This is a genomic window from Citrobacter sp. Marseille-Q6884, from assembly GCF_945906775.1.
Taxonomy (GTDB): Bacteria; Pseudomonadota; Gammaproteobacteria; order Enterobacterales; family Enterobacteriaceae; genus Citrobacter.
This window is the reverse complement of record NZ_CAMDRE010000001.1, coordinates 1,307,848-1,334,142: the sequence shown is the minus strand read 5'-3', so window position 1 is coordinate 1,334,142 and position 26,295 is coordinate 1,307,848. Positions and strand designations below refer to the sequence as shown.

21 protein-coding genes are annotated in these 26,295 nt (G+C 54.3%); 14 read left to right on the top strand and 7 right to left on the bottom strand.

What is annotated here, in order from left to right; translation table 11 throughout:
- Positions 1–186 precede the first annotated feature (186 nt).
- The 3 genes from ptsP to gldA are packed head-to-tail and all read left to right on the top strand — an operon-like array spanning position 187 to position 4,482.
- On the top strand, positions 187–2,688 hold the full coding sequence (gene ptsP, locus N7268_RS06370) for a phosphoenolpyruvate--protein phosphotransferase (protein ID WP_260862160.1): 2,502 nt from the start codon (positions 187–189) through the stop codon (positions 2,686–2,688).
- A 16-nt stretch (positions 2,689–2,704) separates the two neighbouring features.
- Positions 2,705–3,367 carry a fructose-6-phosphate aldolase gene (gene fsa / locus N7268_RS06365; RefSeq protein ID WP_260862159.1) on the top strand — a complete coding sequence of 221 codons (663 nt, stop codon included), beginning with the start codon at positions 2,705–2,707 and terminating at the stop codon, positions 3,365–3,367.
- 11 nt (positions 3,368–3,378) lie between these two features.
- A complete protein-coding gene (gldA, locus tag N7268_RS06360) occupies positions 3,379–4,482 on the top strand; it encodes a glycerol dehydrogenase (protein WP_198907341.1) in 1,104 nt (367 codons plus the stop codon).
- Between the two features lie 33 nt (positions 4,483–4,515).
- Here the strand turns inward: gldA and N7268_RS06355 are convergent, their stop codons facing one another.
- From N7268_RS06355 to metB, 5 genes are all read right to left on the bottom strand, one after another.
- Complete coding sequence (locus N7268_RS06355; protein ID WP_260862158.1) at positions 4,516–5,436, bottom strand: DMT family transporter; 921 nt, start codon at positions 5,434–5,436, stop codon at positions 4,516–4,518.
- Positions 5,437–5,536: 100 nt separating this feature from the next.
- Positions 5,537–7,717 (bottom strand): catalase/peroxidase HPI, encoded by a 2,181-nt coding sequence (katG, locus tag N7268_RS06350; RefSeq protein WP_260862157.1) that lies wholly within the window; start codon positions 7,715–7,717, stop codon positions 5,537–5,539.
- Between the two features lie 168 nt (positions 7,718–7,885).
- On the bottom strand, positions 7,886–8,773 hold the full coding sequence (metF, locus tag N7268_RS06345) for a methylenetetrahydrofolate reductase (protein WP_198907338.1): 888 nt from the start codon (positions 8,771–8,773) through the stop codon (positions 7,886–7,888).
- Positions 8,774–9,074: 301 nt separating this feature from the next.
- Entirely contained in the window at positions 9,075–11,507 is a 2,433-nt protein-coding gene (gene metL, locus N7268_RS06340; RefSeq protein WP_260862156.1) for a bifunctional aspartate kinase/homoserine dehydrogenase II, read from the bottom strand.
- A 2-nt stretch (positions 11,508–11,509) separates the two neighbouring features.
- A complete protein-coding gene (metB, locus tag N7268_RS06335) occupies positions 11,510–12,670 on the bottom strand; it encodes a cystathionine gamma-synthase (RefSeq protein ID WP_260862155.1) in 1,161 nt (386 codons plus the stop codon).
- A gap of 266 nt (positions 12,671–12,936) precedes the next feature.
- Here metB and metJ point away from each other — a divergent pair, with 266 nt between their 5' ends.
- Positions 12,937–13,254, top strand: coding sequence for a met regulon transcriptional regulator MetJ (metJ, locus tag N7268_RS06330; protein WP_003825168.1), 318 nt, complete (start codon positions 12,937–12,939; stop codon positions 13,252–13,254).
- Between the two features lie 53 nt (positions 13,255–13,307).
- On the opposite strand, the gene rpmE is transcribed toward metJ, so the two are convergent.
- Positions 13,308–13,520 (bottom strand): 50S ribosomal protein L31, encoded by a 213-nt coding sequence (rpmE, locus tag N7268_RS06325; RefSeq protein ID WP_038636025.1) that lies wholly within the window; start codon positions 13,518–13,520, stop codon positions 13,308–13,310.
- A gap of 333 nt (positions 13,521–13,853) precedes the next feature.
- On the opposite strand from rpmE, the gene priA reads away from it, so the two are divergent.
- The 7 genes from priA to rraA all read left to right on the top strand — a co-directional run bounded on the left by priA (position 13,854) and on the right by rraA (position 21,842).
- Positions 13,854–16,052, top strand: a complete 2,199-nt coding sequence (priA, locus tag N7268_RS06320; RefSeq protein WP_260862154.1) for a primosomal protein N' — start codon at positions 13,854–13,856, stop codon at positions 16,050–16,052.
- 156 nt (positions 16,053–16,208) lie between these two features.
- On the top strand, positions 16,209–17,234 hold the full coding sequence (gene cytR, locus N7268_RS06315; RefSeq protein ID WP_198907334.1) for a DNA-binding transcriptional regulator CytR: 1,026 nt from the start codon (positions 16,209–16,211) through the stop codon (positions 17,232–17,234).
- 92 nt (positions 17,235–17,326) lie between these two features.
- Positions 17,327–18,304 carry a cell division protein FtsN gene (gene ftsN, locus N7268_RS06310; protein WP_260862153.1) on the top strand — a complete coding sequence of 326 codons (978 nt, stop codon included), beginning with the start codon at positions 17,327–17,329 and terminating at the stop codon, positions 18,302–18,304.
- A 91-nt stretch (positions 18,305–18,395) separates the two neighbouring features.
- Positions 18,396–18,926, top strand: a complete 531-nt coding sequence (gene hslV / locus N7268_RS06305; protein ID WP_003028805.1) for an ATP-dependent protease subunit HslV — start codon at positions 18,396–18,398, stop codon at positions 18,924–18,926.
- 9 nt (positions 18,927–18,935) lie between these two features.
- Entirely contained in the window at positions 18,936–20,267 is a 1,332-nt protein-coding gene (gene hslU, locus N7268_RS06300) for an HslU--HslV peptidase ATPase subunit (protein WP_045449318.1), read from the top strand.
- A 67-nt stretch (positions 20,268–20,334) separates the two neighbouring features.
- A complete protein-coding gene (menA, locus tag N7268_RS06295) occupies positions 20,335–21,264 on the top strand; it encodes a 1,4-dihydroxy-2-naphthoate polyprenyltransferase (RefSeq protein WP_198907332.1) in 930 nt (309 codons plus the stop codon).
- A 92-nt stretch (positions 21,265–21,356) separates the two neighbouring features.
- Positions 21,357–21,842, top strand: coding sequence for a ribonuclease E activity regulator RraA (gene rraA, locus N7268_RS06290; RefSeq protein ID WP_198907331.1), 486 nt, complete (start codon positions 21,357–21,359; stop codon positions 21,840–21,842).
- A gap of 220 nt (positions 21,843–22,062) precedes the next feature.
- On the opposite strand, the gene zapB is transcribed toward rraA, so the two are convergent.
- Positions 22,063–22,308: a septal ring assembly protein ZapB gene (gene zapB / locus N7268_RS06285; protein WP_198907330.1), complete on the bottom strand. Its 246-nt coding sequence runs from the start codon at positions 22,306–22,308 to the stop codon at positions 22,063–22,065.
- Positions 22,309–22,735: 427 nt separating this feature from the next.
- On the opposite strand from zapB, the gene N7268_RS06280 reads away from it, so the two are divergent.
- The 3 genes from N7268_RS06280 to glpX all read left to right on the top strand — a co-directional run bounded on the left by N7268_RS06280 (position 22,736) and on the right by glpX (position 26,255).
- Positions 22,736–23,581: an MIP/aquaporin family protein gene (locus tag N7268_RS06280; protein ID WP_260862152.1), complete on the top strand. Its 846-nt coding sequence runs from the start codon at positions 22,736–22,738 to the stop codon at positions 23,579–23,581.
- A gap of 21 nt (positions 23,582–23,602) precedes the next feature.
- The gene (gene glpK, locus N7268_RS06275; RefSeq protein WP_260862151.1) at positions 23,603–25,111 is read left to right on the top strand and encodes a glycerol kinase GlpK; all 1,509 of its coding nucleotides are present in this window, start codon (positions 23,603–23,605) and stop codon (positions 25,109–25,111) included.
- A 133-nt stretch (positions 25,112–25,244) separates the two neighbouring features.
- On the top strand, positions 25,245–26,255 hold the full coding sequence (gene glpX / locus N7268_RS06270; protein WP_198907327.1) for a class II fructose-bisphosphatase: 1,011 nt from the start codon (positions 25,245–25,247) through the stop codon (positions 26,253–26,255).
- The last annotated feature ends 40 nt before the right edge of the window (positions 26,256–26,295 follow it).

The following is a 26,295-nucleotide window of genomic DNA, read 5'->3' as shown; positions in this document are numbered from 1 at the left end:
ACAAAAATGCGATCCGCCTCATAACTTACTGCATCTCGGGAATCATGGAATGAATCACGACTTGTGAGGGAGCTCCCACTTTGGCAGTTACATTACATTTGTCCAGCTTTTGGCAGATTTGTCACATGGCAGGCTCAGGTATTGCCCTTTTATTCTGTAGCCAGAAATCGTTATGGGAGAGAGGCTATGGCCCTGATTGTGGAATTTACCTGTGAGTTACCCAATGGCGTACACGCCCGTCCGGCAAGCCACGTTGAAACGCTGTGCAACAGCTTCACCTCGCACATTGAGTGGCACAATCTGCGCACCGACCGAAAGGGCAATGCCAAAAGCGCCCTGGCCCTCATTGGTACCGACACGCTGGCAGATGACCGCTGTCAATTACTGATATCCGGTGCAGACGAACAGGCAGCTCACCAGCGATTAAGCCAGTGGATACGCGATGAATTCCCTCACTGCGACGCCCCAATGGCGGAGGTCAAAAACAGTGAACTGGAACCACTTCCTGCTTCACTGACAAACCTTAATCCTCAGCTTTTCCGTGCCAGAACCGTTTGCAACGGCAGCGCAGGCGGCATTCTGACGCTTCTCTCTTCACTGGATCTCAACGCACTCAGCGATCTCCCTGCCGCCAACGATGAAGAAGCCGAGCAATCCATGCTCGATAACGGCTTAACGCTGTTGATGAAGAATATTGAGTTCCGTCTGCTCGACAGCGATGGCGCCACCCGCGCGATTCTGGAGGCACATCGTTCACTGGCGAGTGACACGTCCTTACGTCAGCATTTGTTGGCCGGCGTTGCGCGTGGCTTAAGTTGCGCCCAGGCCATTGTCGAAAGCGCCAACCACTTTTGCGATGAGTTCTCCCGCTCCAGCAGCAGCTATTTACAAGAACGAGCGCTGGATGTACGCGATGTCTGCTTCCAGCTCCTGCAGCACATTTATGGTGAACAACGCTTCCCGGCGCCGGGCAAACTCAAGCAATCGGCTATTTGCATGGCTGATGAACTCACACCCAGCCAGTTCCTCGAACTGGATAAAACGTTCCTTAAAGGTTTGCTGTTAAAAAGCGGCGGCACGACTTCCCATACGGTTATCCTTGCCCGTTCATTCAACATTCCTACGCTGGTGGGGGTGGACATTGAGGCCTTAACGCCGTGGCAACAGCAAACGGCCTATATCGACGGCAATGCAGGCGCTGTCGTCGTCGCACCGGATGAATCCGTCGTCCGCTATTATCAGCAGGAAGCCCGTGTCCAGGATGCCTTACGCGAGCAACAGCGTATCTGGCTGACTCAGGAAGCCCGCACTGCAGATGGCATACGAATGGAAGTGGCTGCCAACATTGCCCATTCCGTGGAAGCACAGGCAGCTTTTGGCAATGGCGCAGAAGCTGTCGGCCTGTTCCGTACAGAAATGCTGTATATGGACCGAACCAGCGCCCCGGGTGAGAACGAACTGTACAACATCTTTTGTCACGCTCTGGAATCCGCACAAGGACGCAGCATCATTGTGCGCACCATGGATATCGGCGGCGATAAGCCGGTTGGCTACCTGAATATTCCTGCCGAAACGAACCCGTTCCTCGGCTATCGTGCCGTCCGTATTTATGAAGAGTACGTTTCGCTGTTCATTACACAGCTCCGTGCGATCCTTCGGGCCTCTGCACACGGTAGTCTGAAAATCATGATCCCGATGATCTCTTCCATGGAAGAGATCCTGTGGGTCAAAGAGAAACTGGCGGAAGCCAAACAGCAACTGCGTAATGAACACATCCCGTTTGATGAGAAGATCCCGTTCGGTATCATGCTGGAAGTCCCCTCTGTGATGTTCATTATTGATCAGTGCTGCGAAGAGATTGATTTCTTTAGCATCGGAAGTAACGACCTGACCCAGTATCTGCTGGCGGTCGATCGTGACAACGCCAAAGTCACGCGCCACTACAACAGCCTCAATCCAGCCTTCCTGCGCGCACTGGATTTCGCGGTACAGGCGGTACATTGCCAGGGTAAGTGGATTGGCCTGTGCGGAGAACTTGGCGCGAAAGGGTCGGTGCTGCCACTCCTGATTGGCCTGGGATTAGATGAGATCAGCATGAGTGCGCCATCCATTCCTGCCGCCAAAGCACGGATGGCACAACTCGACAGCCGTGCCTGCCGTCAGTTACTGAATCAGGCGATGGCCTGTCGTACCTCTCTGGAAGTGGAACACCTGTTGGCTCAGTTTCGCATGGCTCAACAGGACGCCCCGCTGGTTACTGCACAGTGCATAACTCTGGATAGCGACTGGCGCAGCAAAGAAGAAGTGATTAAAGGGATGACCGACAACCTGCTACTGGCGAGCCGTTGTCGCTATCCGCGCAAGCTGGAAGCCGATCTGTGGGCGCGTGAAGCGGTGTTCTCTACCGGGCTGGGCTTTAGCTTCGCCATTCCACACAGTAAATCTGAACATATCGAGCAATCCACGATTAGCGTCGCACGCCTGAAAGCGCCAGTACGCTGGGGCGATGACGATGCGCAATTCATCATCATGCTGACGCTCAACAAACACGCCGCTGGCGACCAGCATATGCGTATTTTCTCACGCCTGGCGCGCCGCATTATGCACGAAGAATTCCGCAACGCACTGGTAAACGCCGCATCTGCCGAGGCGATTGCCAGCCTGCTGCAACACGAACTCGAACTTTAAGAGGGTATTTATTGCTATGGAACTGTATCTGGATACCGCCAACGTGGCGGAAGTCGAACGCCTGTCCCGTATTTTCCCCATCTCGGGCGTCACCACCAACCCGAGCATTGTGGCGGCAAGTAAAGTATCTATCTGGGAGGTGCTGCCACGCCTGCAAAAGGCCCTTGGCGATAATGGCATTCTGTTTGCCCAAACCATGAGCCGGGATGCGAGTGGCATGGTGGAAGAAGCCAGGCGCCTGAGTCATGCGTTGCCGGATATCGTGGTGAAAATCCCGGTCACGTCTGAAGGACTGGCGGCCATCAAGCAATTGAAAAAAGAAGGCATTACAACATTAGGTACCGCCGTTTACAGCGCAGCGCAGGGGTTAATGGCCGCGCTGGCGGGAGCAAAATATATCGCACCGTATGTTAATCGCATCGACGCTCAGGGCGGCGACGGTATCCGCACGGTGCAGGAGTTACAAACGTTGCTGGAGCTGCATGCGCCCAGCAGCAAGGTGCTGGCTGCCAGTTTTAAAACACCACGTCAGGCGCTGGACTGCTTACTGACCGGATGCGAGGCAATTACCCTGCCATTAGATGTAGCTCAACAAATGCTCAATACCCCTGCGGTAGAGTCAGCAATAGAGAAGTTTGAGCAAGACTGGAAAAACGCATTTGGTCATCACAACCTGTAAGGGAGATATGTATGGATCGCATAATTCAATCACCGGGTAAGTACATCCAGGGTGCAGATGTCATTACCCGTCTTGGCAGCTACCTCAAACCACTGGCTGAACGCTGGCTGGTCGTCGGAGACAAATTTGTTTTAGGATTCGCGCAGCCTGCACTCGAAAAAAGCTTCAAAGATGCAGAACTGGCATTGGAAATTGCGCCGTTCGGCGGTGAATGTTCACAAAATGAGATCGACCGCCTGCGCGGCGTTGCGGAAAAAGCGCAGTGTGGAGCCGTACTCGGCATCGGTGGCGGTAAAACACTGGATACCGCCAAAGCGCTGGCGCACTTTATGGGTGTCCCGGTCGCGATTGCACCGACCATCGCCTCTACCGATGCGCCATGCAGCGCGCTGTCCGTCATTTACACCGATACCGGCGAATTCGATCGCTATCTGCTGCTTCCGAATAACCCGGACAGAGTCATCGTTGATACCAAAATTGTGGCTGGCGCACCGGCACGACTGTTAGCAGCCGGTATCGGCGATGCGCTGGCGACCTGGTTCGAAGCGCGCGCCTGTTCACGCAGCGGCGCAACCACCATGGCGGGTGGACAGTGTACTCAGGCTGCACTGGCGCTGGCGGAGTTGTGCTATAACACGCTCCTTGAAGAGGGTGAGAAAGCCATGCTGGCTGCCGAGCAGCATGTGGTCACTCCGGCACTGGAACGCGTCATTGAAGCCAATACCTATCTGAGCGGCGTTGGCTTTGAGAGCGGCGGTCTGGCTGCTGCACATGCCATTCACAACGGTTTGACCGCCATCCCGGATGCACATCACTACTATCATGGAGAGAAAGTGGCTTTCGGTACGCTGACGCAACTGGTGCTTGAGAACGCACCGGTAGAGGAAATTGAAACCGCTGCGGCGTTGTGCCATTCCGTTGGCTTGCCAATCACCTTAGCGCAGCTGGATATTAAACAGGATATTCCGGCGAAGATGCGCATTGTTGCTGAGGCTGCCTGTGCCGAAGGCGAAACCATTCACAACATGCCGGGCGGTGCGACACCGGATCAGGTGTATGCCGCCCTGCTGGTGGCTGACCAGTACGGCCAGCGTTATCTGCAAGAGTGGGAATAAAATCTGACGAAGTCTCCCGGCTCAGGTCGGGAGTTATTTTGAATGCCCTGCCTGTCGCCTCATTTTTCCATCCGCCTGTGTTTTCCGGCTCACAAGCGCCAACGCCAGTACAATCAGCACAATGCCGCCGCCTTCAATGGGCCCGGGATTTTCACCAAGCAGCCACCAGGAAAACAGTACACCGCACACCGGTACCGCCAGCGTACTTAAACTGGCAATACTTGCAGGCAGATTTTTCAGCACAAACAACCACAGGCTCCATGCCAGCGCGGTGGCCAGAATGGCGCTATAGGCCAGCGCCCAAAAGACAATAGGCTGCCAGTCAACTTTCGGTTGAGGCACCCACCAGGCCACGACACTCATGACCAGCGCGGCATACAGCATCTGCCACGCCGTGAGCGAGAGCAAATCAATCCCCGGATGACGAGCGTACATTCGCTTGGCAACAATTGCGCTCGCCCCCCAGCTCACACCGGAAAGGATCGCCAGCAGCGCGCTTTTCATCGAAGTGAAATCAAGCTGCCACGGCTGCATCACCAGCACCAGTCCGATGGCAGCAATGCCGATTGCCGCATATTGCATGCGTCGAAACCGTTCCCCCAGAAATAGCGCCGCCAGAATCACGACCCAGAACGGCATGGTATAGGTGAGGATGGCGACTTTCCCCGCCCCACCGCTGACCAGCGCCCACTGCGCCAGACCGATCATGCCGCAGGTCTGTAATAACGCTATCGCCAGGGTAAATTTAAACGGCGTCGGGCGTAACCCACGACCACGCAGGAGCAAAACAAGAAATAAGACGAGGGTGCCGAAAATACAGCGCAGGGAAGTGAAGTCAAACGCGCCAATATAGCTCGTGACTTGCTTCATGAAGATCCAGCTGTAACTCCAGATAAGCGTGAGAATGAGAAGACCACTGACGGCCAGTGGGTTGCTCTTTCCTGAGGCAGACATGATAAATCCCGTAGAGTGACCTTTCCTTTGTTCACTATACGCCTCAAAAAAAACTTCAGCGACTGCCGGGAAGCAGCCGCTGAAGTGTTAGCCGTTGAGATTATTGCAGATCGAAACGGTCCAGGTTCATCACTTTGACCCATGCAGCGACAAAGTCTTTCACGAATTTCTCGTGAGCATCGCTGCTGGCATAAACTTCCGCCAGGGCGCGCAGGACAGAGTTAGAGCCAAATACCAGATCGGCGCGAGTTGCTGTGTATTTCACGTCACCGTTCAGGCGATCGCGACCTTCAAACAGCTCGTTCGATTCGTCAGTGGCTTTCCATTCGTGACGCATATCCAGCAGATTGACGAAGAAGTCATTGCTGAGCACGCCAGGACGGTCGGTAAAGACGCCGTGCTGACTACCATCAAAGTTGGTACCCAGTACGCGCATGCCGCCTACCAGCACGGTCAATTCCGGTGCGGTCAGCGTCAGCTGTTGCGCTTTATCAATCAGCAGCGACTCGGTGGTTGATACGTCAAGTCGGGCACGATAGTTACGGAAACCATCCGCAATCGGCTCAAGCAGTGCAAACATTTCAATATCGGTTTGATCCTGACGTGCATCCACACGGCCTGGAGCAAAAGGAACCGTGATACTCACACCCGCCGCGCTTGCCGCTTGTTCAATACCCACGACACCGGCCAGAACGATAATATCGGCCAACGACGCGGTATGGGCAGATTTATAAATGCCTTCCAGAACAGGCAGAACGCGTGCCGCAGTGGCGTTAACGTCCCAGTTTCGTTGCGGGGCAAGCGCCAGACGCGCACCGTTCGCACCACCACGTTTATCACCGCCGCGGAAGGTCGATGCAGAAGCCCATGCCACCGAGACCAACTCACCCACGGAAAGCCCGGAAGCGGCAATGGTCGCTTTCAGATTCAGGATGTCTTCCTCGCTCGGGTTGAAGAACGGATGCGGCAGCGGATCTTGCCAAATCAGATCTTCTTTCGGCACTTCCGGTCCGATATAGCGCGCTTTCGGCCCCATATCCCGATGCGTCAGTTTAAACCAGGCACGCGCGAACGCTTCGTTGAACGCCTGTGGATCGTTCAGGAAACGACGAGAGATCTTCTCGAATTCCGGATCGAAACGCAGCGTCAGGTCGGTAACCAACATCGTCGGTTTGCGTTTCTTCGACGGATCAAACGGATCCGGGATAATTTCTGGCGCATCCACCGCTTCAAACTGGATGGCGCCCGCCGGGCTACGCGTCTGCACCCACTCATATTTGAACAGGTTTTCGAAGAAATAGTTGCTCCACTGGGTCGGCGTCTGTGTCCAGACAACTTCCAGACCAGAGGTAATGTTGTCTGCGCCCGCACCGCTGCCGAAGCTGCTTGCCCAGCCCAGACCTTGCGCTTCAATCGGCGCGGATTCTGGATCAGGTCCGACATGCGATGTCGGTCCGGCACCGTGGGTTTTGCCCAGCGTGTGGCCGCCGCCAATCAACGCGACGGTTTCTTCGTCATCCATACCCATGTTGCCAAAGGTAGCGCGAATCGCCGCTGCCGCAGAAAGCGGTTCACCGCTGTGATCCGGTCCTTCCGGGTTCACATAGATAAGACCCATTTCGGTCGCACCCAACGGGGATTTTGCCAGCTCTTCCGGATGACGGTGAGTCAGCCAGGCTTTCTCGTCGCCCCAGTTAACATCGAGATCCGGTTCCCAGACGTCTTCACGACCGGCACCAAAACCGAAGGTACGGAAGCCGGAGTTTTCCAGCGCCACGTTACCCGCCAGGATAAACAAGTCGGCCCAGGAAATTTTCTGACCATATTTCTGCTTGATCGGCCACAACAGACGGCGTGCTTTATCAAGACTGACGTTATCTGGCCAGGAGTTCAGTGGTGCAAAACGCTGTTGTCCGCGACCTGCTCCACCGCGTCCATCAATAGAGCGATAGGTCCCCGCGCCGTGCCATGCCATACGAATAAACAAGCCAGCATAGGAGCCCCAGTCAGCGGGCCACCACGGTTGCGATTCGGACAGAAGGGCTCTGAGATCCCCTTTCAGGGCAGAGTAGTCGAGTTTGCTAAACTCTTTGCGGTAATCGAAGTCCTCACCCAGCGGGTTTGAACGGTTGGAATGTTGATTAAGAAGATCTACGCGGAGTTGATTCGGCCACCAGTCGCGGTTGTTCCTTCCTGCTCCCGCACTCTGATCGCGACTTCCCTGATGGAAAGGACATCCACCGCCTGTGGATCCGTTATGGCTATCGTCTGACATGCTCATCTATATGCTCCCTTTACAGTGTTCTAGCTACGATATACACCACCAGAGATAAGATATAGTCGAAATAACCCACAGATTCGATAGCTAATTCCTTTTATTTTTTTAGTTACAGAGATGTAGATCAAAAGGATCAATAAAAAGCCCTCCGTAGAGGGCTGGGGGAGCTGTTTAATACGGTCTGACACCCAATGTGTGACAAATCGCGTAGCTCATTTCGGCACGATTGAGCGTGTAAAAATGGAAATCCTTCACGCCTTCACGGCTTAAGATTTTCACCATGTCCATGGCGATATTTGCCCCCACCAGTTTGCGGGTTTCAGCATCATCATCCAGACCATCAAACATTGTAGACATCCACGCTGGAATGCGAACATTGGTCATATCGGCGAATTTTTTCGCCTGCTTAAAGTTGGAAACTGGCAGGATGCCCGGAATAATCTCCACGTCAATTCCCGCAGATACGCAGCGATCGCGAAAACGCAGATAGCTTTCCACATCAAAGAAAAACTGGGTGATGGCGCGGTTCGCACCGGCATCGACCTTACGCTTCAGGTTCAGCAAATCAGCCTGGGCGCTTTTCGCCTCTGGATGCACTTCTGGATAAGCTGCAACCGAAATATCAAAATCCGCGACGTCTTTCAGCAGCGTCACCAGATCGGAAGCGTACATATCCGGCTTACCGCCACCCGGCGGCAGGTCGCCGCGCAGAGCGACAATATGACGAATACCGTTATTCCAGTAATCCTGGGCAATAGTGCGTAACTCATCACGCGTCGCATCAATGCAGGTCAGATGCGGAGCCGCTTCGAGGCCAGTGCGATCCTTAATCCCTTTAATGATGCTGTGCGTACGGTCACGCTCACCAGAGTTTGCCCCGTAGGTCACAGAAACAAACTTTGGCTTCAGGCTGCTCAGGCGATCGATGGAGTTCCACAGGGTTTGCTCCATTTCACTGGTGCGCGGCGGGAAAAACTCGAACGAAACATTAATCTGACCCTGTACTTCTGCCAGGCTCTGATTCAGGGCTTCCCGCTGGTTGGCGTGAAAAAAGCTCATACCTTACCTCATCAATCTTTTGTCGTTATATGTTGTGTTGTGAACTGCTATACGTTTAGACGTCTAGATGTAAAAATGCCGCAAAAGGGGACGGGCGTCAACACAAAAATCATCGATAAAGGTGAGGATTACTCAGTGAAGATGAAAAAAATTCATTTAACTGACTGACGGCGGGATAACGCAATAGCAAAAGAAAGGCCTGGGGGAGGAAAGTGAAAAAACCGCTCTACAGAAAGGGTAGCAATGTCATCGAATCGTATCCGGCCTGCGAGACCGACAGGCCGGATACGACATTTATGCGTTACAGCAACTGCGCCAGGCGGTTGATGTCCGACTGAATAGCGCCAGCGGTCACATCACGACCCGCGCCAGGTCCACGGATCACCAGCGGGTTATCGCGGTACCAGCGGCTTTCAATGGCAAACACGTTGTCGCACGGCAGCAACGCCGCCAGCGGGTGTTCATGACGGACAGCTTCAACCCCAACGCGCGCTTTGCCGTTGGCGTCGAAGCGCGCCACATAGCGCAACACCAGCCCCATTTCACGGGCGGCTTCCAGGCGTTGTACCATCTGCTCGTTCAGCTCATCACCATTTTCGAAGAAATGGTCAATGGAGCCTTCTTCGCAGTGTGCGGGCACCAGCGACTCCACACGAACCTGATCCGGCTCGATGTCGTAACCTGCTTCGCGCGCCAGAATCACCAGCTTACGCATCACGTCTTTGCCGGAGAGGTCCACACGCGGGTCGGGCTCCGTCAGCCCCTGCTGCCACGCCTGATCCACCAGATCGGTGAACGGCACAGAGCCATCAAATTGCAGGAACAACCAGGATAACGTACCGGAGAAGATCCCGCTGATCGACAGAATGGTATCGCCGCTATCGATCAGATCGCGCACGGTATGGTTGATCGGCAACCCTGCGCCAACGGTGGCGTTATACAGCCAGTGTCTGCCGGTTTTCTCAAACGCATCGTGGATTTGGCGATACTTATCGCTGGTGCTCGCCCCCGCCAGTTTGTTGGCGCTGATCACGTGAAAACCGTGACTGGCGAAATCCAGATACTGATCGGCCAGCTGCTCGCTTGCCGTCACGTCCAGGACCACTAAGTCGTCATACGGATGGGCACGCATCCACAGGAACAGCGACTCTTCATCCTGTTCAACCGCTTCGTCATCGAAAAAGGCCAGTGCGCGGCTGGCATCCAGCCCTTCGTAGTTCAACAGGCTGCGACGACTATCCACCACGCCAGCCAGTACGAATTCACAGCTCGTGCGCGCTGACAGTGTGCTCTGCTCGCGGGCAAACAGCTCCAGCCAGCGAGAGCCAATGTTTCCCTTACCGAACAGCACCAGGCCAATGCGTTTTTCTGCACGGAAAATAGACTGGTGCAGCCCCTGAATCAGGCTTTCAGTCGGCCCGGTACGCAGCACGGCAACCAGGCTGATGCCCTCTTCCGACTGCCACGTAAACTCGACCGGCTGGCCTTTCAGCTGCTGCCAGAAACGGTGGCAATGCAGCGGATTACGCGTCACCCCGGCTCCGACCATCGCCACCAGCGCCAGACCCTGACGCAAACGCAGCTCGCCCGGCAAACCGGCTTCATCCAGAATTTTCAATGCGCTGTCGGCGACTTCTGAGGTATAGCAAAATTGCAATAACTGACGATCAGGATGTACGCCAACCGCCAGCGGACGCACCTGTCTGCGTTTTAAAATCTGATCAATTTCTTTATGCGCCTGCTTAAAATCCTGGCCTTTAGGCACCAGGAACTCGATCAGGCAGACATCATCATGACTGGTGACAATACGCGCGCCAGTACCGGAAGCGAGCACGCGTTCAATACGCGTCGATCCCTGCTCCGGCGTATAACTACAGCGTAACTGGAGGTCGATATCGCTACCCGATACCGGCTGTAAGGTGCGGGCATGCAGAACCGGCGCGGCCAGACGAGCCAGCTCGCTGGCTTCATCAAGACGCAGCAGCGGCAACAAACAGGCATCTTTGACTTTACGCGGATCGGCGCTGTAAACCCCGGCAACGTCGCTCCAGATGGTCACACGAGAAACACCCGCCAGCGCACCGACCTGTGTCGCCGAGTAGTCAGAACCGTTACGACCCAGCAGTACCGTTTCGCCCTCATTACTGCGACTGATAAACCCGGTGACGACCAGGCGTTTTCCCGGATGCTGCGCCAGCAGCTGTTGCAATAATGGGTATGAGAGACCTTCATCAACCTGTGGTTGAGCGCCGCGTTCAGCACGCAAAAACTCACGCGCATCCAGCCAGGCCGATTCCAGTCCCTGCTGGTTAAGCACGGCAGACATCAGACGCGCCGACCACACTTCCCCATGCCCTACGACTTCGGCGTAGACCGCATCGTTCACACCACTGTCGAGTAAACCGGCCAGACGTTCCAGATCGTGAATAAACGCGCTAATCAACTCATCAGCCACTTCTGGCGGTAACAAGCCGCTAATCAGTTCACTCTGATAGCGGCGTAAAGTCTGCTGAACCTGATGCGCAGAGAGCCTGTCGGTCTGACTTAACTTCAGCCAGCTAATCAACTGGTTAGTGGTACTGCCCGCGGCGGAAACAACCATCATATCGTCAGGCTGCGAGTACTCCGCCATAATACCTGCGACACGCAAATAACATTTCACGTCTGCCAGACTACTACCACCAAATTTGTGCAGTTGACGACCCTTCGCCCCTGCCTGCGCAATCACACTCATGTTTACCCCTTGTTTGCAGCCCGGAAGCCATTTTCCAGGTCGGCAATTAAATCTTCGCCATCTTCAATACCGGTAGAGATACGCAGCAGCGTTTCAGAAATTCCGGCAGCAGCACGCGCTTCTGGCGCCATACCCGCGTGTGTCATGGTCGCGGCGTGGGAGATCAGACTTTCAACACCCCCTAACGATTCCGCCAGCGTAAACAGTGACAGCCCGCTCAGGAAACGACGCAGCGTTTGCTCATCGCCATCCAGTTCAAAACTCAACATTGCGCCAAAGCCTTTTTGTTGGCGCGCAGCAATCTCATGCCCCTGATTCTCCGGCAGTGACGGGTGATACAGTTTTTTCACCAGCGGTTGGGTTTGCAGATAATCGACAATCGCCTGGGCATTGCGCTGTGCCACTTCCATACGCGGCGACAGAGTCCGTAGGCCACGCAGCAACAGATAACTGTCAAATGCGCCGCCGGTGACGCCGATATTATTCGCCCACCATGCCAGTTCAGTGACTGTGTCAGGATCTTTTGCAATCACCACACCCGCCACCACGTCTGAGTGACCGTTTAAATATTTCGTGCATGAATGCAACACCAGATCGGCGCCCAATGCCAGTGGATTTTGCAGTGCCGGGCTTAAAAAAGTGTTGTCCACAACACTCACCGCCCCGGCTTCACGCGCCAGTTGGCAGATTTTCGCAATATCGACCACGCGTAACAGCGGATTGCTTGGGCTTTCCACCAGTACCAGCTTGGGTTTTTCTGCCAGGGCCGCCTTCAGAGCCTGCTCATTTCCTTGATCGACAAACAGCACGCGATAACAGCCGCGTTTCGCCAGGCTGTCAAACAGACGATAGCTGCCGCCGTAGCAGTCGTGCGGCGCCACCAGCAGATCGCCAGGTTTCAGGAATACCGTGGTGACCAGATGAATTGCCGACATGCCTGTATTCGTCAACACCGCACCCGCGCCGCCCTCCAGTTCCGCCAGCGCTCGCTGGACGACATCACGCGTCGGGTTGCCACGACGGGAGTAGTCATGGGCGCGAGGCTCATTAAAGCCGGTGAAATTATACGTACTGGAAAGGTGAATCGGCGGGACAACGCAACCGTACTGCTCGTCGTCATTTAACCCGCTACGCACTGCGATGGTGGCCTGTTTACGCGTCATATTGAGGAAGTCCTGGGCTGAGTCGGTGAAAAGTCAGGCACCAGAGTAAACATTGTTATAATAGCCGTCAATACATCTGGACATCTAAACTTCTTTGCGTATAGATTGAGCAAACTGGAAATAGCCGTTAAAATTATATGCATTAGCGTACATCTGCGTCGGCTAACTTCGTGTCAGGGCCGCGCCACTACGATAAACTACGCGCAATTATGGTCCGGGCTCAGGTTCTGGCCTCAATATTAATGACGAAGAGGATTAAGTATCTCATGGCTGAATGGAGCGGCGAATATATCAGCCCATACGCTGAGCACGGTAAGAAGAGTGAGCAAGTCAAAAAAATTACGGTTTCCATTCCTCTGAAGGTGTTAAAAATCCTTACCGATGAGCGCACGCGTCGCCAGGTAAACAACCTGCGCCACGCCACCAACAGCGAACTGCTGTGTGAAGCGTTTCTGCATGCTTTTACCGGTCAACCGTTACCCAACGATGACGATCTGCGTAAAGAGCGCAGTGATGAAATACCGGAAGAAGCAAAGGTGATCATGCGTGAACTGGGTATCAACCCGGAAACGTGGGAGTACTGATTTACAGGTACAAAAAAAGCGCCGGAAGGCGCTTTTTTTTTGACAGCGTAAACTTATTTGCTGCCCGGGATGTTGAAACGCTTGTTGAAGCGGTCAACACGGCCACCGGTAGCAACATCACGCTGCTTGCCAGTATAGAACGGGTGGCACTTGCTGCACACGTCCAGGTTCAGATCGTGACCGACGGTAGAGCGGATTTTAATGACGTTACCGCAAGAGCAGTTTGCAGTAATTTCTTCGTATTTCGGGTGAATATCTTTTTTCATGGGGAAAACCTCGGTTTAAGGCCGCGTCGCTCTTCCAGCCCTAACGCCAGACACCACGCGATGTTAATTATTCCCCGTCGCCTTCCACACTGCTGATGCGTTGCCTGCGTTCGCTCACTCTGGTCACATAGTTGACTATGCTCCCAGAGACTCACTCGCTTGCCGCCTTCCAGCCGCGCGGAATTCTCGGGTAATGGTCATTATTTGACGCAATCAATTTGCATCAAAGGCGGCGAATCATACAGAAATTAACCTGTGCATGCAAACTGATCCGCATTCTGCTTCTCGCAAATGTGTATACTAACCCGCCAGAATTCAAGTCAGGATGATTCAATGCCCGTTGCGCACGTTGCCTTACCCGTTCCGCTGCCCCGAACCTTTGACTACCTCTTGCCTGAAGGCATGAGCGCCAAAGCGGGCTGCCGCGTACGAGTCCCCTTCGGCAAACAGCAGGAACGCGTGGGCATTGTCTTGTCGGTCAGCGAGCAAAGCGAACTGCCGCTCAATGAATTAAAAGCCGTTATTGAGGTGCTGGACAGCGAACCGGTCTATTCCACCTCCGTCTGGCGTTTACTGCTGTGGGCTGCTGATTATTACCACCATCCCATTGGCGACGTGTTATTTCACGCCCTGCCGATTCTGCTCCGCCAGGGGAGACCCGCCACCAACGCGCCCGTGTGGTACTGGTTTGCCACCGAAGAAGGTCAGGCAACTGATTTGAATAGCCTAAAGCGCTCCCCGAAACAACAGCAGGCGCTGGCCGCACTGCGGCAAGGGAAAATCTGGCGTGACCAGGTGGCAGAGCTTGAATTTAATGACGCGGCGTTACAGGCGCTACGTAAAAAAGGTCTGTGCGAACTGGCGAGCGAAACGCCGGGATTCAGCGACTGGCGCACCCACTACGCCGTTTCCGGCGAACGCCTGAGATTGAACACCGAACAGGCCACTGCCGTAGGCGCTATTCACAGCGCATCAGACAGTTTTAGCGCCTGGTTATTAGCAGGCGTGACCGGCTCCGGCAAAACCGAAGTCTATTTAAGCGTACTGGAAAATGTCCTTGCCCAGGGTAAGCAGGCGCTGGTCATGGTGCCGGAGATAGGCCTGACACCACAAACCATTGCGCGCTTTCGCGAGCGCTTCAATGCGCCGGTGGAAGTTCTGCACTCCGGTTTGAATGACAGCGAACGCCTTTCGGCCTGGCTGAAAGCGAAAAATGGCGAAGCGGCGATTGTCATCGGGACGCGCTCATCGCTGTTTACGCCGTTTAAAAATCTCGGTGTTATTGTTATCGACGAAGAGCACGACAGCTCTTATAAACAGCAGGAAGGCTGGCGCTATCATGCCCGCGACCTGGCAGTTTACCGTGCGCACAGCGAACAGATCCCAATTATTCTCGGCTCGGCGACTCCGGCGCTGGAAACGCTGTGCAACGTGCGGCAGAAAAAATACCGCATGCTGCGCCTGACGCGCCGTGCGGGAAATGCGCGTCCCGCCATTCAGCACGTACTGGATCTCAAAGGCCAACAGGTGCAGGCCGGACTCGCCCCTGCGCTGATCACCCGAATGCGCCAACATCTGCAGGCGGATAATCAGGTGATCCTCTTTCTGAATCGCCGGGGGTTTGCGCCTGCGCTACTGTGTCACGACTGCGGCTGGATTGCCGAGTGCCCACGTTGCGATCACTACTACACGCTGCATCAGGCGCAACATCATCTGCGTTGTCACCACTGCGACAGTCAGCGCCCAATACCGCGTCAGTGCCCTTCCTGCGGCTCTACGCATATGGTTCCGGTTGGCCTCGGTACTGAACAGCTGGAACAGGCTTTGGCCCCGTTCTTCCCTGGTGTGCCCATTTCACGTATCGATCGCGACACCACCAGTCGTAAAGGATCGCTGGAGCAGCATCTGGCTGAGGTTCACCGCGGTGGCGCGCGTATCCTGATAGGCACCCAAATGCTGGCAAAAGGCCACCACTTCCCGGATGTCACCCTGGTGGCGCTCCTGGATGTGGACGGCGCGCTTTTCTCCGCCGATTTTCGTTCAGCAGAACGCTTCGCCCAGCTCTACACGCAGGTGTCCGGGCGGGCAGGACGCGCCGGTAAACAGGGTGAAGTGGTGTTACAAACGCACCATCCTGAACATCCCCTGCTGCAAACCTTACTGTATAAAGGCTATGACGCCTTTGCTGAACAGGCGCTGGCTGAGCGACAAACGCTGCAACTTCCACCGTGGACCAGCCATGTGATTGTCCGGGCGGAAGATCACAACAACCAGCATGCGCCCCTGTTTTTGCAACAGCTCCGCAATTTGATTCAGGCCTGCCCATTGGCCGACGATAAGCTCTGGGTGTTAGGCCCGGTTCCTGCGCTGGCTCCCAAACGCGGCGGTCGCTATCGCTGGCAAATTTTATTGCAGCATCCGTCGCGCATTCGCCTGCAGCATATCGTCAGCGGCACGCTGGCGTTGATCAATACACTACCCGATGCACGCAAGGTCAAATGGGTGTTGGATGTCGATCCCATTGAGGGATAACCCCTCATGATGCGAGGCGGATCGTAAAATTAAATATCCATCACACTTTTTATGAAAATTCTGTAACTGCTTCTATTCACTATCTGATAAAAATATTTCAAATGAAGGTTACCCAGGGACAGGTCTGTGCCAGCAGCTCTCTGGCGAGGAGAAAGAGTGAAACCGAATAAGCAGGTCGCTGCCGCTACGATGAAAGATGTTGCTCTGAAGGCGAAAGTCTCCACGGCAACCGTATCCAGAGCATTAATGAACCCAGATAAAGTCTCTCAATCCACCCGTAACCGGGTTGAGCAGGCCGCGCTGGAAGTGGGATATTTACCCCAGTCGATGGGACGCAACGTTAAACGTAATGAATCGCGCACCATTCTGGTGATTGTCCCGGATATCTGCGATCCCTTTTTTAGCGAAGTGATTCGCGGCATAGAAGTCACTGCCGCAGAACAAGGTTACCTGGTGCTCATCGGCGATTGCGCGCACCAGAACCAACAGGAAAAAACCTTTCTCAACCTCATTATCACCAAACAGATCGACGGCATGGTGTTACTCAGCTCTCGCCTGCCGTTTGATGCCAGCGTGGAAGAGCAGCGCAATTTGCCGCCGATGGTGATGTCCAATGAATTCGCGCCTGAACTGGAGCTCCCCACCGTTCACATTGATAACCTCACCGCGGCATTCAACGCGATGAACTATCTGCTTGAACTGGGTCATCAGCGCATCGGCTGTATTGCCGGACCAGAGGATATGCCGCTGTGCCACTATCGCCTGCAAGGTTATGTCCAGGCGTTACGCCGCAGCGGGATTACGGTTGATCCGCATTTCATTGCGCGCGGTAATTTTACCTATGAAGCGGGTGCAAACGCGCTGAAACAGCTACTCGAGCTCCCCAAACCGCCGACCGCTGTTTTTTGCCACAGCGATGTCATGGCGCTGGGTGCGCTCTCTTATGCCAAACGCCAGGGACTCAAAGTGCCTGACGATTTATCCATTATTGGTTTTGATAATATTTCACTCACAGAATTTTGTGATCCACCCCTGACAACCGTCGCACAGCCGCGCTTCGATATCGGACGTGAAGCTATGCTGTTACTGCTCGATCAATTACAAGGGCAGAACGTCAGCAGTGGTTCACGTTTACTTGACTGTGAGCTTATTATTCGGGGCTCTACGCGGGCACTCACTTAAAGTAAACGCTTTCGGACTCCCCTGTCTGGTCAAAGGCCCGCCGCTTAAGTAACATGGCGGGCTGACGAACGAATAAATACAGCGAAACGATAGTGGCACAACGAGATTATGTACGTCGCGGCCAACCGGCACCTTCGCGGCGCAAAAAGAGCACTTCACGGAAAAAGCAACGTAGTACGCCAGCGGTCTCACCCGCAATGGTCGCTATTGCGGCAGCCGTTCTTGTGACCTTTATCGGTGGTCTGTACTTCATTACGCATCACAAGAAAGAAGAGTCCGAAACGCTGCAAAGCCAGAAAGTCACCGGCAATGGGATCCCACCTAAACCGGAGGAACGCTGGCGCTACATCAAAGAGCTGGAAAGTCGCCAGCCAGGCGTACGTGCGCCGACCGAACCGTCTGCCGGCGGCGAAGTGATGAACGCCGATCAGCTTACCAATGAGCAGCGCCAGCTTCTGGCGCAAATGCAGGCTGATATGCGTCAGCAGCCCACGCAGCTCAACGAAGTCCCGTGGAACGAACAAACGCCTGAACAGCGCCAGCAAACGCTGCAGCGCCAGCGTCAGGTACAGCAACAGCAATGGAACAACGCACAACAGCAGGCTCAGCAGCCACGTCCGCGGGTAACGGAACAACCTTACCAGCAGCAGCAAACGCGCACAGCGCAAGCTGCACCGGTACAACAGCCGCGCCAGACGCAGCCAAAACCAGCAGCCCAGCAGCCGTACCAGGACCTGTTGCAGACGCCTGCGCACACCACCGCCGCACAGCCGAAAACGCAGCCGGCCGCGCCAATAACGAACGAAACGCAGCCGCCAAAACAGACAGCGGAGAAAAAAGATGAGCGCCGCTGGATGGTGCAGTGCGGGTCGTTTAAAGGTGCGGAACAGGCCGAAACCGTGCGTGCACAGCTGGCCTTTGAAGGCTTCAACTCGCGCATTACTACGAACAACGGCTGGAATCGTGTGGTCATTGGACCGCTCAAAGGCAAAGAAAATGCCGACAACACGATCAGTCGTTTGAAAGTCGCTGGCCACACAAACTGCATTCGACTCGCTACCGGGGGTTGAAACCCCCAAAATCCCCCCCATCTATACTTGCATTACGCCCCGTACACTGTGCGGGGCCTGTATTCTGCATTTGTAACCAAGGGGTCTGCTCGTGACAACAATAGTAAGCGTACGCCGTAACGGCCATGTGGTAATCGCCGGTGATGGTCAGGCCACACTGGGTAACACCGTAATGAAAGGCAACGTGAAGAAAGTCCGCCGTCTGTACAACGACAAAGTCATTGCGGGCTTTGCGGGCGGCACTGCGGATGCATTCACGCTGTTTGAACTGTTTGAACGCAAGCTGGAAATGCACCAGGGTCACCTGGTAAAAGCTGCCGTTGAGCTGGCGAAAGACTGGCGTACCGACCGTATGCTGCGCAAACTCGAAGCGTTGCTGGCCGTCGCCGATGAAACGGCATCGCTCATCATCACGGGTAATGGCGATGTCATCCAGCCAGAAAACGATTTGATTGCCATCGGCTCCGGCGGTCCCTACGCCCAGGCTGCAGCACGCGCGTTGCTGGAAAACACCGAGCTTGGCGCACGCGAAATTGCTGAGAAAGCGTTGGATATTGCAGGGGATATCTGCATTTATACCAACCACTTCCATACCATCGAAGAATTGAACTCCAAAGCGTAAGGATCCCCCATGTCTGAAATGACCCCACGCGAAATTGTCAGCGAACTGAACAAACACATCATCGGCCAGGATAACGCCAAGCGCTCCGTGGCGATTGCACTGCGTAACCGCTGGCGCCGTATGCAGCTCGATGAAGAGCTGCGTCATGAAGTTACACCGAAAAACATTCTGATGATTGGTCCAACGGGTGTCGGTAAAACCGAAATCGCTCGCCGTCTGGCAAAGCTGGCCAACGCACCGTTCATCAAAGTTGAAGCAACGAAATTCACCGAAGTCGGTTATGTCGGTAAAGAAGTTGACTCTATCATCCGCGATCTGACCGATGCTGCGATCAAAATGGTTCGCGTGCAGGCGATCGAGAAAAACCGCTTCCGCGCGGAAGAAATGGCGGAAGAACGCATTCTGGACGTGCTGATCCCACCGGCCAAAAATAACTGGGGCCAGTCAGAACAGCCTCAGGAACCGTCAGCGGCTCGCCAGGCATTCCGTAAAAAACTGCGTGAAGGCCAACTGGACGATAAAGAGATTGAAATTGATCTCGCAGCCGCACCGATGGGCGTAGAAATCATGGCGCCTCCGGGAATGGAAGAGATGACCAGCCAGCTGCAGTCTATGTTCCAGAATCTGGGCGGCCAGAAGCAAAAACCGCGTAAGCTGAAAATCAAAGACGCGATGAAGCTGCTGATTGAAGAAGAAGCGGCCAAACTGGTAAACCCGGAAGAGCTGAAACAAGAAGCTATCGATGCCGTTGAGCAACACGGGATCGTGTTTATCGACGAAATCGACAAGATCTGTAAGCGCGGTGAATCCTCCGGCCCGGACGTGTCCCGTGAAGGCGTACAGCGCGACCTGCTGCCGCTGGTTGAAGGCTGCACGGTCTCTACCAAGCACGGTATGGTGAAAACAGATCACATTCTGTTTATCGCCTCTGGCGCATTCCAGGTCGCAAAACCGTCCGACCTGATCCCGGAACTGCAGGGTCGTCTGCCGATTCGTGTCGAGCTTCAGGCGCTGACCACCAGCGATTTTGAGCGTATCCTGACTGAACCGAACGCGTCCATCACCGTACAGTACAAAGCGCTGATGGCGACGGAAGGCGTGAATATCGACTTTACTGAATCGGGTATCAAGCGTATTGCTGAAGCGGCCTGGCAGGTCAACGAAACCACCGAAAACATCGGTGCGCGTCGTCTGCATACCGTTCTCGAACGTCTGATGGAAGATATTTCCTATGATGCGAGCGATTTGAATGGTCAAAGCATAACAATTGATGCCGAATATGTGAGCAAACATCTGGATGCGCTGGTCGCAGATGAAGATCTGAGCCGTTTTATCCTATAATCGCGTTCAATGCATTTTCATCACTGTTGATGGGGCTGATAAAGCCCCATTTTTATTGGCGCTAAATATGACTGAACAACAACAAATTAGCCGCTCACAAGCCTGGCTGGAAAGTTTACGACCTAAGACCTTACCGCTCGCCTTCGCGGCGATCATCGTCGGTACGGCATTAGCATGGTGGCAAGGATATTTTGACCCGCTGGTGGCTCTGCTGGCATTGATTACCGCAGGGCTGCTGCAAATTCTGTCCAATCTCGCGAACGACTATGGCGATGCCGTCAAAGGCAGCGACAAACCCGACCGTATTGGGCCGCTACGTGGCATGCAAAAAGGGGTCATCACACAGCAGGAGATGAAGCGCGCGTTGATTATCACCGTGATCTTAATCTGCCTGTCCGGTTTCGCGTTGGTTGCGGTAGCCTGCCACACGCTGGCTGATTTTGTCGGTTTCCTGGTACTCGGCGGCCTGTCGATCATCGCTGCAATCACCTATACCGTCGGCAACCGTCCTTACGGATATATCGGTCTGGGTGATATTTCCGTTCTGGTCTTCTTCGGCTGGCTCAGCGTCATGGGCAGCTGGTATCTGCAGGCACATACTCTGATTCCGGCGCTTATTCTGCCTGCAACCGCCTGTGGCCTGCTGGCTACCGCCGTGCTTAACATCAACAACCTGCGTGACATCAACAGCGACAAAGAAAACGGCAAGAACACGCTGGTCGTGCGTTTAGGCGCCGTCAATGCCCGTCGTTATCATGCCTGCCTGTTGATGGGTTCACTGGTCTGCCTGGCGCTGTTTAACCTGTTCTCATTGCAAAGTCTGTGGGGATGGCTGTTCATTCTGGCTGCTCCGCTGCTTGTCAAACAGGCGCGGTATGTTATGCGTGAGAGGGAACCGGCGGCGATGCGTCCGATGCTGGAACGCACCGTAAAAGCGGCGCTGCTGACTAACCTGCTGTTTGTTGTTGGAATTTTCTTAAGTCAGTGGTCTCTTTAACTGACAAATATCAATTAACAATTGATGATTTTGCCAACAGTACACATAGCGCGATATACTAAAAATTCTCGCAGCAACTGAACGTTAAGCCTATGAAATACGATACATCCGAGCTTTGTGACATCTATCAGGAAGATGTCAACGTCGTGGAACCGCTGTTCTCTAACTTTGGGGGACGGTCGTCGTTTGGCGGACAAATCATCACGGTAAAATGTTTCGAGGACAACGGGTTGCTGTACGATCTGCTCGAACAAAATGGCCGTGGACGCGTTCTGCTGGTCGATGGCGGTGGTTCTGTCCGTCGTGCGCTGGTCGATGCCGAACTGGCTCGTCTGGCTGTACAAAATGAGTGGGAAGGTCTGGTCATCTACGGTTCTGTACGTCAGGTAGACGATCTGGAAGAACTGGATATTGGCATTCAGGCGATTGCCGCTATTCCGGTTGGCGCCTCAGGTGAAGGCATTGGGGAAAGCGATGTGCGCGTCAATTTTGGCGGCGTGACGTTCTTCTCCGGCGACCATCTGTACGCCGACAACACCGGGATAATCCTCTCCGAAGACCCCCTCGATCTCGAGTGATCAAAAAAGGCACCGCAAGGTGCCTTTTTTATGCGTTATCGCTGATTGGCGGATGGCGGCTTGCGCCTTATCCGGCCTACAAACTCGCACTCTCAATCCTCTAAAGATTTCGCGTCAGGGCAAGGCGGCAAGTAAGTGACCCCCCCAGGAGCATAGGCCACTATGTGACTGGGGTGAATGCACGCAGCCAACGCCGCCATAACGTGAAATATGACGAGGATTAGACTTCTTCCATACGACCAAGCAGAGCATGCAGACGATCCTGCCAGCCATTCTGCTGTTCTTTCAGGCTGTTGTTCTCACGCTCCAGCTCTTCACGCTGCTGCTGTGCAGACTGTACTTCCTGCGACAGGGCGTTGTTCTTTTCTTTCAGCTCTTCGATTTCCATCTGCAACAGCGTGATGGTATCAATCGCCTGCTGTACTTTTGCTTCCAGTTTCTCAAACACTTCTAATGACATCGTCATACCTCTCCTGAATTGCAAGGCGTTGATGGATAAAAATCCTCGTCCCGATAACCGGCGACGCCTTAATAAAAACGAGCGCACTCTACTTAGCACCGATTGTATGAAGCCGCGCCATCCCTGTCCAGCAGCATCCCGCGCAGATTGCGGTTTGCAACACTTTTAATCTTTGTCCTGGCGACATACGCCGTTTAACTCAAAAGTGTTAACATATTAGTTAATGAAATGATTCAGCTCACACTATTTCCGCGTTACAAACTGGTCTTAATAGCGCGATAACGCTCATTTGTTGATGCAGCACACACATTTTAATTTCGATATTTCTCGTTTTTGCTCGTTAACGATAAATTAACAGTGTGCCTTCCGGCTCCGGGGATGTCAGTGACCTTCTCGCACACAATAAACATTAAACTCTCTTCAGGATCCGATTATGAGTCAAACATCAACCTTAAAAGGCCAGTGCATTGCTGAATTCCTCGGTACCGGGTTGTTGATTTTCTTCGGTGTGGGATGTGTCGCTGCACTTAAAGTGGCTGGCGCTACTTTTGGTCAGTGGGAAATCAGTGTCATCTGGGGTCTGGGGGTAGCCATGGCTATCTATCTGACGGCAGGCGTATCTGGCGCACACTTGAATCCAGCAGTCACTATCGCACTTTGGCTGTTCGCGTGTTTTGACAAACGCAAAGTCGTCCCTTTTATTATTTCGCAAATTGCCGGCGCCTTTTGCGCAGCGGCGTTGGTTTACGGGCTTTATTACAATCTTTTCATCGATTTCGAACAAACTAACCATATCGTGCGTGGCAGTGTCGAAAGCCTCAATCTGGCAGGTACGTTCTCGACCTATCCAAACCCGCATATCAATTTTGTGCAGGCCTTCGCGGTTGAAATGGTGATTACCGCTATTCTAATGGCTTTGATTCTGGCACTGACCGACGATGGTAACGGCGTGCCGCGTGGCCCACTGGCACCGCTGCTCATCGGTTTATTGATTGCCGTTATTGGTGCATCCATGGGTCCACTGACTGGCTTTGCCATGAACCCGGCGCGTGACTTCGGACCGAAACTGTTCGCCTGGCTCGCAGGATGGGGTGAGATTGCCTTCACGGGCGGTCGCGATATCCCTTACTTCCTGGTACCTGTGTTTGGGCCGATTACCGGCGCTATTCTGGGCGCATGGGCATATCGCAAACTGATTGGTCGCCATTTACCGTGCGATGTCTGCGCGATTGAAGAGAAAGACATTGCGGCCAACACTCAACAAAAAGCGTCGCTGTAATGTGACTACGGGACAAAAATTATGACTGAGAAAAAATATATCGTTGCGCTCGACCAGGGCACCACCAGCTCCCGCGCGGTCGTGATGGACCATGATGCGAATATCGTTGCCGTTTCACAGCGCGAATTCGAGCAAATCTACCCGAAAGCAGGTTGGGTAGAACACGATCCAATGGAAATTTGGGCGACCCAAAGCTCCACGCTGGTGGAAGTGCTGGCGAAAGCCGATATCAGTTCCGATGAGATTGCAGCGATTGGTATCACAAACCAGCGTGAAACCACCATCGTGTGGGAACGTGAGACAGGCAAACCGATTTATAACGCGATTGTCTGGCAGTGCCGTCGTACCGCTGATATTTGCGAAAAGCTTAAGCGTGATGGGATGGAAGAGTACATCCGTAACAACACCGGTCTGGTGATTGACCCGTACTTCTCCGGCACTAAAGTGAAGTGGATCCTCGACCACGTCGAAGGCGCTCGTGAGCGCGCACGTCGCGGCGAGCTGCTGTTCGGTACCGTGGACACCTGGCTCATCTGGAAAATGACGCAGGGACGTGTACACGTCACGGATTACACCAACGCCTCACGTACCATGCTGTTCAACATCCACTCCCTGGACTGGGACGACAAGATGCTGGATGCGCTGGACATTCCGCGTGCGATGCTGCCGGAAGTGCGTCGTTCTTCTGAAGTCTACGGTCAAACCAACATTGGCGGTAAAGGCGGCACGCGTATTCCTATCTCCGGTATCGCGGGTGACCAGCAGGCTGCGCTGTTTGGTCAACTGTGCGTGAAGGAAGGGATGGCGAAGAATACCTACGGCACCGGCTGCTTCATGCTGATGAATACCGGTGAGAAAGCCGTTAAGTCCGAAAACGGGCTGCTGACCACCATCGCCTGCGGCCCAACCGGTGAAGTGAACTACGCGCTTGAAGGCGCAGTGTTTATGGCTGGCGCCTCTATCCAGTGGCTGCGCGATGAAATGAAACTCATCAGCGATGCCTTCGACTCCGAGTATTTTGCCACCAAAGTGAAGGACACCAACGGCGTATACGTTGTTCCGGCCTTTACCGGTCTGGGTGCGCCGTACTGGGACCCGTATGCCCGTGGCGCCATTTTTGGTCTGACCCGTGGTGTGAACTCTAACCACATCATCCGTGCAACGCTGGAGTCTATCGCTTATCAGACTCGTGACGTACTAGAAGCGATGCAGGCTGATTCCGGTATTCGTCTGCATGCACTGCGTGTTGATGGCGGTGCGGTTGCCAACAACTTCCTGATGCAGTTCCAGTCAGACATTCTCGGCACACGCGTTGAACGCCCGGAAGTGCGTGAAGTTACTGCGCTGGGCGCCGCGTATCTGGCCGGTCTGGCCGTCGGCTTCTGGCAGAATCTGGACGAGCTGCAGGAAAAAGCGGTTATTGAACGTGAATTCCGCCCTGGCATCGAAACCACCGAGCGTAACTTCCGTTACAGCGGCTGGAAGAAAGCCGTCAAACGCGCCATGGCGTGGGAAGATCACGAAGAGTAATACTGAACTGCCGGATGGGGCTAACGCCTTATCCGGCAAAACCTTCTCAACCCCGCACACGTACACACATCAATAATCCCTCCCCCTCCCCTGTGCTACACTTCGCGCCATTCCTTTCAGCTACGAGTTTGCAATGAGACGAGAACTTGCCATTGAATTTTCACGCGTGACCGAAGCGGCAGCGCTGGCTGGCTATAAATGGCTGGGTCGCGGTGACAAAAACACCGCTGACGGCGCAGCGGTCAACGCGATGCGTATTATGCTTAATCAGGTCAACATCGACGGCACCATCGTGATTGGTGAGGGTGAGATTGATGAAGCACCGATGCTGTTTATCGGCGAGAAAGTCGGAACCGGTCTCGGCGATGCCGTCGATATCGCGGTTGACCCCATCGAAGGTACCCGCATGACGGCAATGGGTCAGGCGAATGCGCTGGCGGTACTGGCCGTCGGTGACAAAGGCTGCTTCCTGAACGCGCCGGACATGTATATGGAAAAGCTGATTGTCGGCCCTGGCGCGAAAGGGTCTATCGATCTGAACCTGCCGCTGGAAGCGAACCTGCGTAACATCGCTGCCGCCCTCGGCAAGCCGCTGAGCGAACTGACCGTCACTATTCTGGCAAAACCTCGCCACGATGAGGTCATTGCAGAGATGACAACGCTGGGTGTACGCGTATTCGCGATTCCTGACGGCGACGTCGCGGCTTCGATTCTGACCTGCATGCCAGACAGCGAAGTCGATGTGCTGTACGGCATTGGCGGTGCGCCGGAAGGCGTGGTGTCCGCCGCGGTGATCCGCGCACTGGATGGCGATATGCAGGGCCGTCTGCTGGCTCGTCACGACGTCAAAGGTGACAGCGAAGAAAACCGTCGCATTGGCGAACAGGAACTGGCACGCTGCCAGGCAATGGGCATCGAAGCCGGTAAAGCGCTGCGTCTGGATGAAATGGCGCGTAGCGATAACGTTATCTTCTCCGCAACCGGGATCACCAAAGGCGACCTGCTGGAAGGGATTAGCCGTAAAGGCAACATCGCCACCACCGAAACGCTGCTGATCCGTGGGAAATCACGCACCATCCGTCGTATTCAGTCCATCCACTATCTTGATCGCAAAGATCCAGACGTGCAGGCGCACATCCTGTAATTGATTTGATCAATAGAGCCTTCCAGTCCTCCGGGACTGG

Coding starts and splice junctions, on each gene's coding strand:
- ptsP (WP_260862160.1), top strand. CDS start 187: ATGGCCCTGATTGTGGAATTTACCTGTGAGTTACCCAATGGCGTACAC.
- N7268_RS06355 (WP_260862158.1), bottom strand. CDS start 5,436: ATGTCTGCCTCAGGAAAGAGCAACCCACTGGCCGTCAGTGGTCTTCTC.
- rpmE (WP_038636025.1), bottom strand. CDS start 13,520: ATGAAAAAAGATATTCACCCGAAATACGAAGAAATTACTGCAAACTGC.
- katG (WP_260862157.1), bottom strand. CDS start 7,717: ATGAGCATGTCAGACGATAGCCATAACGGATCCACAGGCGGTGGATGT.
- glpK (WP_260862151.1), top strand. CDS start 23,603: ATGACTGAGAAAAAATATATCGTTGCGCTCGACCAGGGCACCACCAGC.
- metF (WP_198907338.1), bottom strand. CDS start 8,773: ATGAGCTTTTTTCACGCCAACCAGCGGGAAGCCCTGAATCAGAGCCTG.
- rraA (WP_198907331.1), top strand. CDS start 21,357: ATGAAATACGATACATCCGAGCTTTGTGACATCTATCAGGAAGATGTC.
- gldA (WP_198907341.1), top strand. CDS start 3,379: ATGGATCGCATAATTCAATCACCGGGTAAGTACATCCAGGGTGCAGAT.
- zapB (WP_198907330.1), bottom strand. CDS start 22,308: ATGACGATGTCATTAGAAGTGTTTGAGAAACTGGAAGCAAAAGTACAG.
- hslU (WP_045449318.1), top strand. CDS start 18,936: ATGTCTGAAATGACCCCACGCGAAATTGTCAGCGAACTGAACAAACAC.
- glpX (WP_198907327.1), top strand. CDS start 25,245: ATGAGACGAGAACTTGCCATTGAATTTTCACGCGTGACCGAAGCGGCA.
- metB (WP_260862155.1), bottom strand. CDS start 12,670: ATGACGCGTAAACAGGCCACCATCGCAGTGCGTAGCGGGTTAAATGAC.
- metL (WP_260862156.1), bottom strand. CDS start 11,507: ATGAGTGTGATTGCGCAGGCAGGGGCGAAGGGTCGTCAACTGCACAAA.
- priA (WP_260862154.1), top strand. CDS start 13,854: ATGCCCGTTGCGCACGTTGCCTTACCCGTTCCGCTGCCCCGAACCTTT.
- metJ (WP_003825168.1), top strand. CDS start 12,937: ATGGCTGAATGGAGCGGCGAATATATCAGCCCATACGCTGAGCACGGT.
- N7268_RS06280 (WP_260862152.1), top strand. CDS start 22,736: ATGAGTCAAACATCAACCTTAAAAGGCCAGTGCATTGCTGAATTCCTC.
- menA (WP_198907332.1), top strand. CDS start 20,335: ATGACTGAACAACAACAAATTAGCCGCTCACAAGCCTGGCTGGAAAGT.
- fsa (WP_260862159.1), top strand. CDS start 2,705: ATGGAACTGTATCTGGATACCGCCAACGTGGCGGAAGTCGAACGCCTG.